Origin of the sequence: Paenibacillus tritici (assembly GCF_018207515.1) — a bacterium.
Taxonomy (GTDB): Bacteria; Bacillota; Bacilli; order Paenibacillales; family Paenibacillaceae; genus Paenibacillus_AQ; species Paenibacillus_AQ tritici.
Map to the genome: position 1 here is coordinate 4,292,843 of NZ_CP073365.1, position 13,197 is coordinate 4,306,039.

A 13,197-nucleotide genomic window follows, 5' to 3' on the forward strand; every position below is an offset into this window, starting at 1 on the left:
TGGTCTCTCACGCTCTTCGGGGGATCTTTCAGCCGGTGAATCCCCTCTCTGTTTCCGGCGGTTACGGATACCAGGTCCTTGGTCAACGCTTTTTCCGTTATAATATGGTTCTTAATCTATACGATATTCACTCCTCCGTCAAGCCAGTGATAATGGATTGTAAATGCAATTAAATATTTTCATCAAATGACTTAAGATATGAAAAAAATGTGTCGATAAACCGAATATATGAGTAGAGTCATTCAGAGAGAAACGGCTACCGATGCTACCAGCCGATTTCCATGTACCAGAGGGGGAACCATTCCAATGTTCAAGTCAGTCAACCGCTTCATCCAACACAAGCTAAGATCACGATCGCTGCAACGAAAAATGATGATGCTGTTCACCATTATGCTGGTGATCCCGATCCTCCTGGTCAGTTATTTTTCTTATTCCAGTGCTAAACAGGAATTGGAAACCAAAATGCAAAAAGCCACACATTCCAGTGTCGATCTGGTCGCCGGCACCATCCATGAATATGTATCCGCCGCTATGCGGAATGTTGATTTGCTCAGCCGCCAGATTGAGTCCTCCGCAGTCGATGCTCATGCTCCCGAAACCCGTACACTGATCGAAGAGTTCATGAAGGCACATCCCGAGCTTGAGATTGTTACAGTGGGCAACCAGCAGGGAGCGTGGATGAAAGCCCCGGACCCCGGCAAGCAGGATTATGATCCGCGCACGCGGGACTGGTATAAGGCGTCCATGCAGAATGCGGGTACCACTACAATCATTGATCCTTTTGTCTCGGCAACCACCGGCAACTATACGCTGTTTATCTCCCATTCGCTGCAGGATGGCAAAGGAGCTGTCACCACCAGCCTCAATCTGAAGGCTATGAGTGAAAGAATCCATAAAACCAGACCGGGTGAAACCGGCTACTTCTACATTGTGGACCGGAATCATAAATTCGTCTCCCATCCCGACAAGGCCGCAGGTGAGGATGTAGCAGACTATGTAGTGAAGATGCTGGTTAACGACAGTGGTGAGCTGCACTACACCAATCCGGACACTGAGATGGACATGCAGGGTTATTATACAACCGACCCGAACACCGGCTTCAAAATTGTCGGCATTCTGCCTACCCAAGAATTCTCGGATGCCTCAAAGCCGATTATCTATACCGGACTTATGGTTCTGGCCGTTGCCCTGATTGTCGCCCTGACCCTGATGTACCTGTTTGTCCGTTCCATTACGAAGCCGATCCGCAGTCTGAACCGTTCCGCACAGCGGGTAAGCGAAGGCTATCTGAATGAGCAGATCCAGATCAACCGGGTGGATGAAATCGGTCAGCTGGCACAGAATTACAACCAGATGGTTGGCTCCCTGCGCAGCATCGTATCGGATATTTCGGACACCTCGGGACAACTCGCAGCCTCCAGCCAGCAATTGAATGCCACCACAGAAGAGAACTCCAAGGCTACCGCTTACGTGGCTGAAATGGTGCAGGAGTCCTCCGAAGGTGCGCAGACGCAGACCTCGGCCATGGCAGAAACCTCGCGTGCGATGGAGGAAATGTCATCCGGTATCCAAAAGATCGCCGAAGCCGCCGCCTCTATCGTCGATTCTTCCGCGAACACTGAAGCTGACGTTCGCAGCGGCAGCCGGAGGATGGAACAGGTCAGCCAGCAAATGGATGCCATCCGCACCTCTACGCACCACTCTTCGGAGCTGATCGGGCAATTAAACGGCCTGAACAATGAGGTGTCCGCTATGAGCAGTGCCATCACGACGATTGCCGTACAGACGAATCTCCTGTCGCTGAACGCCGGCATTGAAGCTGCCCGTGCCGGGGAGCAGGGCCGGGGCTTCGCAGTCGTGGCTTCAGAAGTTCGGAAGCTGGCCGATCAATCGAAGAATACCGCCGGAGATATCCAGGATACGCTGCAGCAGATGACCCGGTTGATCGACCAGACCTATGAAGCCATCCGGCATACCGTTGCAGCCGATGTGGAGCTGGGCATTCAGGTGACCGCCGAAGCCAAAGAAGCCTTCATCAGCATCGAACATTCCACGGCCGCCATCAACAACCAGCTGCATGACATCTCGGCCATTACCGAGCAGATGTCAGCCGGAGCGCAGGAGGTCGCTGCTTCCGTGCACGAGATCTCGGCCATCTCCCGTTCCACCTCAGACGCCTTCCAGAGCGTAACGGCAGCTACAGAAGAACAGCTCGCCTCCATGGAAGAGATCTCTGCCTCCTCTACTGAGCTGTCCAGGATGGCTGGCGATCTGCAGCATAAGATTGAACGGTTCAAGCTGGAAGACTAGCCTTTCATTCAATGACATAGCAGCGTACTAGCAGTACAATAGCAGCACAATAAAAGCCGTCTCTCAGCAATGCTGAGAGGACGGCTTTTATTGTGCATATTGGGTTAAGCAAGTACAGTCGAACCCATCAGGTATTTATCCACTTCACGTGCGGCTTCACGGCCCTCATTAATGGCCCAGACCACCAGGCTCTGTCCGCGGCGCATATCTCCGGCTGCAAATACTTTATCCACATTCGTATTGAATTTGCCGTAACGGGCCTTCACATTGGTGCGGCGGTCCGTATCCAGCTTCAGCTCCTCAATGATATCCTGCTCCGGTCCGTCGAAGCCGATCGCGATCAGCGCAAGCTGAGCAGGATAGACAGCCTCGGTTCCCGGAACCGGCTGGTAGATCTTTCGTCCGGTCTCATCCACCATCCGGCGGATTTGTACCGTGTGCAGCTCCTTAAGGTTGCCTTCTTCATCCCCGACGAACTTCGTGGTCATGATAGAGAATTCACGCGGATCTTCGCCGAAGACGGCTTTGGCTTCCTGCTGGGCATAATCCAGAGTATAGACGTTAGGGAACTGCGGCCAAGGGTTGGCAATCGGGTCGCGCGTAAGCGGAGCTTTGTCATGCGTACCGAACTGGGTAATGCTGCTGCAGCCATGGCGCAAGGAGGTTGCCACACAGTCGGAACCTGTGTCACCGCCGCCGAGCACGATTACATCCTTCCCTGCGGCGGAAACGTAATTGCCATCCTCGAGGTTGGAGTTCAGATAGCTCTTGATCGTTCCGTTCAGGTAATCCATGGCGTACATTACACCCTTGAGATCATTGCCTTCCACATTGAAGCGTCTCGCTTTGGTAGCTCCGCCGCAGAGGACAACGGCATCATATTCATCAACCAGCTGCTGCGCCGGAATGTCTTTGCCAATCTCCGTATTCACTACGAACTCCACGCCTTCAGCAGCCAGCAGATCCACCCGGCGCTGTACGACACGTTTGTCCAGCTTCATCGTCGGAATGCCGTACATCAGAAGGCCGCCGATCCGGTCACTGCGCTCAAAGACCGTTACTGTGTGGCCCGCTTTGTTCAGCTGGGCAGCCGCCGCCAGACCTGCCGGGCCGGAGCCGACAATGGCGATCCGTTTGCCTGTACGCTTCTCCGGCGGGCTTGGAACGACCCAGCCCTCTTCGAAGCCCTTATCTACGATAGCCAGCTCGATAGTCTTGATCGTAACAGGCTGTCCAATCAAACCGACGGTGCAGGAGCCCTCGCAAGGTGCAGGACAAATGCTGCCGGTAAATTCAGGGAAATTATTGGTCTTGTGCAGGCGTTCCAGCGCTTCCTTCCACAAGCCCCGGTAGACCAGATTGTTCCACTCCGGGATCAGGTTATGCACGGGACAGCCTGAAGTACCGCCGCTCATATCCACACCGGTGTGGCAATACGGTGTCCCGCAATCCATACAACGGGCACCCTGGGTCCGAAGCTCGTCCTCGCTCAGATGCTCGTGGAACTCCTCCCAATCTTTCACGCGCTGCTCCGGGTCCCGGTCTCCTGGGAGCTGGCGCTTATACTCCATAAATCCTGTAGGTGTAGACATATATACGTTTCCCCCATCCGTTCTCTTCATGTTGATGTATAGTACACCATTTCTAATTTTAATTATATTAGCATTCAATACTTTCGCACTGTAATGGACTAATCTGCTGATTATTTGTACTATTTCACATCTTATGTCAGAGAAAACGCTTCATCATTATTCCTTGCGCTCATATACAAAAAAACGGTAATCATAAGGGTTCTGCTCATTCTTGATCCCCGCAGTACTGGAGACTTCATTCCACTGGCTCCAGTCCACCTCCGGGAACCTCGTGTCGCCTTCAATCTCTGCTTCGATCCGTGTAACACGCAGCTTATCGGCATAAGGCAGCATCAGGCTGTAGATCTCGGCTCCGCCGATCACCATCAGTTCATCCTCCCTGCGGCCCTCCGCAAGCGCAGCCTCCAGCGAATGCACCACCTCGGCCCCTTCGGGTGCGAAGCTCCGGTCCCGCGTCAGAATCAGGCTGGTGCGCCCCTTAAGCGGCTTGCTGCCAAGAGACTCCCATGTTTTACGGCCCATCAGCATCCTTTTGCCGAGGGTCTCTGCTTTGAAATAAGCGAAATCCAGCGGCAAATGCCAGGGCATATCATTATTTTTACCAATTATGCCATTCGCGGCCATCGCCCAAATCATGGTAATACTCATATAGCAACCGGTGCCTTGATCCCCGGATGATGGACATAGTCGATGAACTCGAAATCCTCATAGGTATAATCAAAAATGCTGTCAGGTACTCTGCGAATCTTAAGCTCCGGCAACGCATATGGCTCGCGCGCGAGCTGGGTGGCTACTTGCTCCATGTGATTTGTATATATGTGCACATCTCCGCCTGACCAGATGAATTCTCCGACCGCAAGCCCCGTCTGCTGGGCAACCATATGCGTAAGCAGCGCGTAGCTGGCAATGTTAAAGGGAAGCCCCAGGAAGGTGTCTACCGAACGCATGGTAAGCATACAGGACAGCTTGCCGTCCGCTACATAGAACTGAAACACAAAATGACACGGCGGAAGCTTCATCTGCTCAATCTCGCCTACATTCCAGGCACTGACAATATGCCGCCGTGAATCCGGATTATGCTTAATCGCCTCAATCACATTCGCAATCTGATCAATATGCTGCCCGTCCTTGCTCTCCCAGGCCCGCCACTGCGAACCGTACACCGGCCCCAGTTCACCGTTCTCATCCGCCCATTCGTCCCAGATGGAGACTCCATTCTCCTTCAAATAGGAAGTATTGGTATCCCCTTTGAGGAACCAGAGCAGCTCATGCACCACCGACTTCAGATGGATGCGCTTGGTGGTCATCAGCGGGAAGCCCTTCGACAGATCGAAGCGGAGCTGACGCCCGAATACAGACACTGTACCTGTACCGGTCCGGTCGCCTTTGGCTGTACCGTTATCCAGAATATCCTGCAATAAATCCAAGTAATTGCGCAAGAAGTATCGCACCCCACTCTCTTTTTTTCTTCTATTAGTTTACCATGAGCAGACTATCCTTGTAACTTGTTCGCGCACAGAAAATACAATTTCCTACAGCAGGAAAATACTAACACAAGCTATTAATCCTAAATGACTGATAATAAAGGAAATAACTATATATAAGATTGACTTAAATTTTGAACTTGAAGCTTCGTCGTCACTGCGGTGAACATTTGGACTTCCGGCCGCTGTTGTCACCAGATTTCTTGATCTAATCCGCTGCCGCGGGTGAAATCCGGTGACAAAGGCGGTCGCTACCGCTCCTACAGTTCCAAATTTCCCCTCCGCTTCTTTTGCTTTTTGTTTATTTCTTTAATGCTTATATAGAATGAACTTGTAAGTTTTCATTCACTCTTGAGACTTCAATTCATCGTATAGGCGCTTTGCCAGGTGTATCACCTGCTCCTCATATAAATCCAGTTTCTTAAGCTTAACGAGCAATGCCTCTTGATTCCACATCAGGTACTGATCAGGTAAAGGAATGTCTGCTAACAAGCTATAATACTCGTCAAAATCACTCCAGACCCATTCATTTCCATTATGCAACATCGCCGTTAAGAGCTGACAGCCAACATGTACAGGAATCTGTTTGGCAACTATTTGCTCAAGCACCCTCTGCACTTCCAGCACCTGCTCTGGCCCTTCGTTCCTCATGCTCTGTCCTCCCCTACCCCCAAATCATTAAGCTCCACTTTCAGCAATCGCAGGTAGCTCTCATTCCTCCAGCTGCCGATTGAAAAGAGGATGTCCCCTTAACCATTCTACATGGCTTCGGGAACATCCTCTTATATTCTTACCGCATAAGCTTAAGCGTTATTATTTCATTACGTGAATCGGGTGGCCTTCTACCAGCTCAGCCGCTTCCATGACGATCTCGCCAAGGGTTGGATGTGCATGGATAGTCAGTGCGATATCCTCAAGCGTTGCGCCCATCTCAATCGCCAGACCCAGCTCAGCGATCAGGTTGGAGGCTTCGATACCGACGATTTGCGCGCCAAGCACCTGATTGTTGTCGCTCTTCGCTACAATCTTGATGAAGCCTTCAGGAGCATTCAGGGAAACGGCGCGGCCGTTGCCTGCGAACGGGAACTTGCCGCTCTTGACTGCATATCCCTTATCCTTCGCTTCTTTCTCAGTCAGACCTACGCTGGAGCATTCCGGATCTGTGAACACTACAGCCGGCATCACCTTGTAGTCAACAACCGATTTGTGTCCGGCGATCGCTTCAGCAGCAATCTTGCCTTCGTAAGAAGCTTTGTGCGCCAGGGCAAGACCAGGAACGATGTCGCCGATAGCGAAAATATTAGGAATATTAGTACGTCCCTGATGGTCAACTTTGACCAGACCACGGTCGTCCAGCTCAACGCCGATCAGATCCAGGCCCAGTTCGCCGTCAGTATTAGGACGACGGCCTACTGTTACCAGCAGGTACTCAGCTGTTACTTCCTTGGACTCGCCGCCAACAGAATACTTCACTGTAACTTCCTTATCGTTCTGAACTGCACTTTCCGCCTTGGCGTTCGTTACAATTTCAATTCCGGTCTTCGCCATATTCTTGGCAACCAGACGGGTCATGTCTTTGTCGAAGCCAGGCAGGACCGTGTCCAGACCTTCAATGATCGTTACTTTGGTGCCGAATTTGGAGTACATCTGGCCAAGCTCTGCACCAATGTAGCCGCCGCCGATTACGATCATGCTCTTTGGAATTTCAGGCAGATCCAGCGCTTCCGTGGAGGACAGAATACGTCCGCCGAACGGGAATGGCTTCAGCTCAATCGGACGGGAACCAGTCGCGATGATGCAGTTATTGAATTTGTAGCGCGGGGATTCATGATCATTGAACAAACGGGCTTCGTTTGCGCTGATGAACATAGCTTCACCACTGAATACTTCAATTTTGTTGCCTTTCATCAGGCTGGTCACGCCGGAAGTCATTTTTTTGACTACGCCGTTTTTGAAGGCCTGGGTTTTGGACCAGTCCACTTTGACGTTCTCGGCAGTAACACCGAATACTTCACCGTGCTGGGCCGCCTCGAACTGATGAGCAGCCGAGATCAGGGCTTTGGAAGGAATACAGCCGCGGTTCAGACATACGCCGCCGAGTTCCGATTTATCTACAATGATGACCTTTTGGCCGAGCTGGGCGGCACGAATGGCCGCCACATACCCGCCGGGACCTGCACCAATTACCAATGTGTCGATTTCGATTGAAGCGTCTCCGACTACCATTAATTACACCTCCATAACTAACATATCAGGATTTGCAAGCAGGGTCTTAATGTAATTCATGAAATTCTGTGCAGTTGCGCCGTCGATAATACGATGGTCGAAGCTCAGGGACAGGGCCATTACAGGTGCTGCTACGATTTCGCCATTCTTCACAACAGGCTTCTCAGTGATACGTCCGGTTCCGAGAATTGCAACTTCAGGGAAGTTGATAATCGGTGTGAAGAACATACCGCCAGCGGAACCGATGTTGCTGATCGAGATCGTGCTGCCTTTCATTTCATGCGGAGCCAGCTTGCCGTCGCGTCCGCGGACAGCCAGATCTGAAATCGCACTAGCGATCATCCAGATACTCTTACGGTCAGCATCCTTAATGACAGGAACGATCAGACCGTTGTCTGTATCTGTAGCGATACCGATGTTGTAGTATTTCTTGTAGACAATTTCGTTCGTAGCTTCGTCAATCATTGCGTTAAGCGCAGGGAACTGGCGGGAAGCTGCAACGAGTGCCTTCACGATGAACGGAAGGTAAGTAACCTTCACGCCCTTCTTCTCGGCAACAGGCTTCATACGGGCGCGGAAGGCTACAAGCTCAGTAACATCCACTTCGTCCATAATGGTAACATGCGGTGCAGTGTATGCCGATTTAACCATAGCATTGGCAATGGCTTTACGGATACCCTTGAATGGTACGCGTTCTTCTTCCAGGTTGGCATTGCCGGACGCTGCCGGTGCTGCTGCCTTAGCTTTTGGCGCTTCCGATGCCGCTGCAGGTGCAGATGCTGCCGGAGCCGCTGCCGCAGGGGCTGCTGATCCGCCCTTCAGGAAGGCTTCCACATCTTCAAGGGTAATCTTGCCGTTCTTGCCGGAGCCGTTCACCTTGGAGATATCCACGCTCTGGTCGCGGGCGAACTTGCGTACGCTTGGTGTTGCCAATACTTCACGGTCAGGAGCTGGTGCTGCTGCCGCCACTGCCGGGGCTGCGCCTTGAGAAGGAGCTGCTGCCTGCGCACCGGATGCTTCAGTGTGGCCGCCTTCCTGCTGCGGAACATCACCTTCTGCTGCAATGATAGCCACAACTTCACCTACGCGGCATACCTGGCCGTCTTTGGTGAACACTTCTACAACTGTACCGTTGACAGGAGAAGGAACCTCCACGACAGCTTTGTCATTCTGAACTTCCATGATGATATCGTCATCGGTAATCTTGTCGCCGACCTTGATATGCATCTTGATAATTTCACCTTCATGCAGGCCTTCGCCCAGTTCAGGGAATTTATATTCGAAGTTCGTAGCTCCGCCGGTTGCAGGGCTGCTAGCTGCTGGAGAAGAGGTTGTATCTGCTCCGCCTTTGGCTGCATCTGCTTCCTGGGTAGCCTGTTCTGCCGGATGGCTGCCTTCCTGCTCAGGAACGTCGCCTTCTGCATCAATAATGGCTACAACTTCGCCAACACGGCATACTTGGCCATCCTTGGTGAAGACTTCAAGCACTGTGCCGTTGACCGGACAAGGAACCTCTACTACCGCCTTGTCGTTCTGAACTTCCATTACGATATCATCATCGGTTACTTTGTCGCCGGCTTTGATATGCATTTTGATAATTTCACCTTCATGCAGACCTTCGCCCAGCTCAGGGAACCGGTATTCGAATTTTGCCACCTTGATAACCTCCTAAAAGTTATGTTGAGCTCTTCCAGCTAATCAGTCAATCGCAGAAACGGCTGCCGCCCTTTTACAAGGACGGCAAGGTCGTTACTTCCTAGAATTCCATCACTTTCTTAACTGCCGCAATTACACGTGCAGGTGTAGGAATCCAGGTATCTTCGATTTGTGCGAACGGGTAGATCGTATCAGGACCTGCTACACGAAGCACCGGGGCTTCCAGGTGCAGCAGAGCTTTTTCGTTAATCTGAGCGATGACCTCTGCGGCTACGCCGGAGCTCTTCTGCGCTTCTTGTACAACAATTGCACGGTTGGTCTTCTTAATAGAAGCAACAATAGTGTCGATGTCAATCGGGCTAACGGTACGCAGGTCGATAATTTCAACTTTGATGCCGTCCTTCTCAAGCTGATCAGCCGCTTTGGCAGCAGTATGCACCATTAGACCGTAGGTAATAATGGAGACATCCGTACCTTCGCGTACTACATTAGCTTTGCCAAGTTCAACGGTATATTCACCTTCAGGCACTTCTGCACGGAAAGCATGGTACAGATTCAAGTGTTCCATGAAGAATACAGGGTCATTATCGCGGATCGAAGCGATCAGCAGTCCTTTGGCATCGTAAGGGTTGGAAGGGATAACTACCTTGATCCCCGGACTCTGGGCAATCAGGCCTTCCAGAGAATCGGTATGAAGTTCAGCAGCTTTAACGCCGCCGCCGAATGGAGTGCGGAAGACTACAGGAGCATTATATCTGCCCCCGGAACGCCAGCGCAGGCGAGCCGCCTGAATAACGATCTGATCAAGTGCTTCAAAGATAAAGCCCACGAACTGGATTTCGGCAATCGGACGGAAGCCCTGTACGCCGAGACCGAAGGCCAAACCGCCAATAGCGGACTCTGCCAGCGGTGTATCGAATACGCGTTCTTCGCCAAATTCCTTCTGCAGCCCTTCCGTTACACGGAATACGCCGCCAACATTACCAACGTCTTCTCCGAAGATAAGAACATTAGGGTCACGATTCAGTTCAACGCGCATTGCGTCACGGATTGCTTCTTTCATATTCATCTGTGCCATTGCCTGATATCCCCCTTATTCAAAATCGGCTTTTTGTTCTTCAAGATGTTTCGGAGTTACCTCGAACATGCTGTCGATCAAGCCGGGAATGGTCATTTTTTCGGTCTGTTCTGCTTTTTTAATCTGCTCGTTAACAGTAGCCTTCGCTTCTTCTCTTACGCGCAGAGTGTCTTCTTCGGTCCAGAGGCCTTTTTTCTCCAGGTACTTGGCAAGACGGGCAATCGGATCTTTCTCATTCCATTGTCCTTCTTCTTCCTTCGTACGGTACTTACTGGCATCGTCGGACAGGGAATGCGGACGGAAACGGTAAGTTACCGCTTCGATCAGCGTCGCACCTTCGCCCTTGCGTGCACGTTCAGCAGCCTGCTGTACCGCGGAGATTACGGCGAATACGTCCATACCATCAATCTTGATTCCCGGAATCCCTGCTGCAACCGCTTTGTGGGCGATGGATTTAGCAGCCGTCTGCTTCGAGAACGGAGTTGTAATGGCATAACCGTTGTTCTGAACGAAGAAGATAACCGGCAGTTTGAATACACCTGCATAGTTAAGACCTTCATAGAAGTCGCCTTCTGAGGAACCGCCGTCACCAGTGTATGTGATCGCAACGTTCTGCTGTTTCTTCAATTTGAAGCCCATAGCAATACCGGTAGCATGCAGGATCTGTGCTCCGATAATGATCTGCGGCATAAGTACATTAACGCCTTCAGGAATCTGTCCGCCATGCTGATGTCCGCGGGAATACAGGAAAGCCTGATATAATGGAAGTCCATGCCATACGAGCTGCGGAATATCGCGGTAGCCCGGGCAGACGAAGTCTTCCTTCTGCAGAGCGAACTCGCTGCCGATCATTGTCGCTTCCTGTCCAGATACCGGCGCATAGAAGCCCAGACGGCCTTGACGGCCCAGGTTGACAGCACGGTCATCCCAGGTACGGGTAAATACCATACGGTACATAATTTCTTTCAGTTGGTCGTCGGTAAGATCAGGCATCATTTCCTTGTTGATAATTTCTCCATCCGGGGAAAGAACCGAAAGGGCCTCAACGTCCTCTGTATACACTTCATAGGGAACCTTAGTCATTATCTTCACCTCAATAAAAAAATTTGAATATCAGTGGTCTCTGTTATAGAATTATTATACACCTGTTGTATCTGTTTCGTCAAAGAAATACGCATAAAATTTATGTTTCCATAAATTTTGTATGTATAACAGACGTTTGAAAGTCCTATAACAGATCAAAGGATATTTATCAAGTAAATGATATATCCCACATTGACGGCCTGGTAATAGAAACGAAACACTAAGTCTTATGCAAAATTCGACATGAAAGGTGACGATTTGACAATGAGCGAACCTGTTTTTCTGAAACGTACAATAGTGAAACAAACCCTGTGGAGCGAACATCTGCAGGAAGAGCGCAAGCTGCGCATCTATCTTCCCCCCGGCTATAATGAAGTACTCAGCTACCCCGTTGTCTACTGCCAGGACGGAGAAGAATTCTTCAACTTCGGCCGGATTGCTACACTTGCCGGCCAGCTGATTCTGGAGCAGGATGTGGAACCCTTCATTATAGTGGGCGTTGAAGTGAACGTGGCTGTCCGCACCGCAGAATACGCTCCGTTCGGCAGCCGCTTCAAGCAGTACCTTTCATGCTTCGCCGAAGAGATTATTCCCTTCATTGAACATAATTATCCTGTCCGGCGTACACCCGGCGAACGGATTATAGCCGGAGATTCCCTGGGCGGCAGTGTCTCATTGCACCTCGCACTGGCTTACCCTGGATTATTCAGCCGAGTTCTCAGCCTGTCGGGTGCTTATTATCCGGAGACCCGCGATCTGCTCGCCCGCGAAGAGGATCTCTCCTGGCTGCAGATCAATATGGTTGTAGGTCTTCAGGAGAGAGATTACAAGACCGATACGGGAGTCTATGATTTCGTTGAAATGAACCGGGAGACCAAGGCGATGCTGGAATCCAAAGGAGCTACAGTCTCCTACCGCGAGAAGGATGGCCAACATCTCTGGGGATTTTGGCAAAAAGAGCTCCCGGAATCATTACTCTATTTCTTCCGCCCCTGAAACAGCTAAAAGAACCCGAAAAGTGAACATCTTACGAACTTATGTATGTGACATGCCTGACTACGCTTTCATTCAAAAGCGGACCCACGGTGCCGATCCTTAGAAGATAAGGACGGCAACCGGTCCGGCTGCAGCGCTATGCCTGCTGAAGCTTCTCATGAATGATCCGTTCCAGCAGCACGTCACAACCGGCATTGATTAAATCATATACCTGCTCGAAATTTCCGGTGAAATACGGGTCAGGCACTTCACGAAGCTCCTCGTCAGGCAGCAGGTCCATGAAGAACAGCAGCTCTGACTTCTCGCCTCCGGGAAGCTTGCGCACATTCTCTCCATTGGACTTGTCCATGCAGATGATATATTCAAACCGCCCGAAATCCTCACCGCTGACCAGCCGGGCTCTCATATTCTCATAGCTGATTCTGTGCAGATCAAGAATTCGCCGGGTCCCTTCATGCGGCGCTTTGCCGACATGCCAATCCCCGGTTCCCGCGGAATCCACTGAGATTTGACCCTCCAGCTGACGCTGCTCAATCTTATTACGCAGCACGGCCTCTGCCATCGGAGACCGGCAAATATTCCCCAGACATACAAATAACACGTTTACGATCCCTCTCACCTCCAATGATCAAGCATACTTACAAACTGTGACAGAATGGTGCAGATAACCGCACTGTCTTTATTTTAACGTTAGCGCGGCAATTGTACAACTTTTCAAACTGCTATATACTGTTCAGGATGATGAACTTAAGTGAACATTAAGGAGGGGGAC

Annotated in this window: 11 protein-coding genes; 2 read left to right on the forward strand and 9 right to left on the reverse strand. The window is 51.0% G+C overall.

Annotated features, from left to right (window positions below; all coding sequences use genetic code 11):
* Positions 1-306: 306 nt before the first annotated feature.
* Entirely contained in the window at positions 307-2,310 is a 2,004-nt protein-coding gene (locus KDC22_RS18425) for a methyl-accepting chemotaxis protein (RefSeq protein WP_211719952.1), read from the forward strand.
* A 104-nt stretch (positions 2,311-2,414) separates the two neighbouring features.
* Here the strand turns inward: KDC22_RS18425 and KDC22_RS18430 are convergent, their stop codons facing one another.
* The 8 genes from KDC22_RS18430 to pdhA all read right to left on the reverse strand — a co-directional run bounded on the left by KDC22_RS18430 (position 2,415) and on the right by pdhA (position 11,429).
* Positions 2,415-3,902, reverse strand: coding sequence for a glutamate synthase subunit beta (locus KDC22_RS18430; RefSeq protein WP_173139515.1), 1,488 nt, complete (start codon positions 3,900-3,902; stop codon positions 2,415-2,417).
* A 156-nt stretch (positions 3,903-4,058) separates the two neighbouring features.
* Entirely contained in the window at positions 4,059-4,550 is a 492-nt protein-coding gene (locus tag KDC22_RS18435; protein WP_211719953.1) for a dihydrofolate reductase, read from the reverse strand.
* Positions 4,547-5,341: a thymidylate synthase gene (locus tag KDC22_RS18440; RefSeq protein ID WP_173139519.1), complete on the reverse strand. Its 795-nt coding sequence runs from the start codon at positions 5,339-5,341 to the stop codon at positions 4,547-4,549. The genes KDC22_RS18435 and KDC22_RS18440 overlap by 4 nt, the downstream gene beginning before the upstream one ends.
* A 390-nt stretch (positions 5,342-5,731) precedes the next feature.
* Positions 5,732-6,037: a hypothetical protein gene (locus KDC22_RS18445; protein WP_211719954.1), complete on the reverse strand. Its 306-nt coding sequence runs from the start codon at positions 6,035-6,037 to the stop codon at positions 5,732-5,734.
* Between the two features lie 162 nt (positions 6,038-6,199).
* Positions 6,200-7,612: a dihydrolipoyl dehydrogenase gene (gene lpdA, locus KDC22_RS18450; protein ID WP_173139523.1), complete on the reverse strand. Its 1,413-nt coding sequence runs from the start codon at positions 7,610-7,612 to the stop codon at positions 6,200-6,202.
* Between the two features lie 3 nt (positions 7,613-7,615).
* Positions 7,616-9,268: a 2-oxo acid dehydrogenase subunit E2 gene (locus KDC22_RS18455; RefSeq protein ID WP_211719955.1), complete on the reverse strand. Its 1,653-nt coding sequence runs from the start codon at positions 9,266-9,268 to the stop codon at positions 7,616-7,618.
* A 100-nt stretch (positions 9,269-9,368) separates the two neighbouring features.
* Positions 9,369-10,346 carry an alpha-ketoacid dehydrogenase subunit beta gene (locus KDC22_RS18460; protein ID WP_173139527.1) on the reverse strand — a complete coding sequence of 326 codons (978 nt, stop codon included), beginning with the start codon at positions 10,344-10,346 and terminating at the stop codon, positions 9,369-9,371.
* 15 nt (positions 10,347-10,361) lie between these two features.
* The gene (pdhA, locus tag KDC22_RS18465) at positions 10,362-11,429 is read right to left on the reverse strand and encodes a pyruvate dehydrogenase (acetyl-transferring) E1 component subunit alpha (protein WP_173139529.1); all 1,068 of its coding nucleotides are present in this window, start codon (positions 11,427-11,429) and stop codon (positions 10,362-10,364) included.
* 264 nt (positions 11,430-11,693) lie between these two features.
* On the opposite strand from pdhA, the gene KDC22_RS18470 reads away from it, so the two are divergent.
* Positions 11,694-12,425 (forward strand): alpha/beta hydrolase, encoded by a 732-nt coding sequence (locus tag KDC22_RS18470; RefSeq protein WP_173139531.1) that lies wholly within the window; start codon positions 11,694-11,696, stop codon positions 12,423-12,425.
* A gap of 136 nt (positions 12,426-12,561) precedes the next feature.
* Here KDC22_RS18470 and KDC22_RS18475 read toward each other — a convergent pair whose 3' ends face one another.
* A complete protein-coding gene (locus KDC22_RS18475; protein ID WP_173139629.1) occupies positions 12,562-13,035 on the reverse strand; it encodes a low molecular weight protein-tyrosine-phosphatase in 474 nt (157 codons plus the stop codon).
* Positions 13,036-13,197 lie beyond the last annotated feature (162 nt).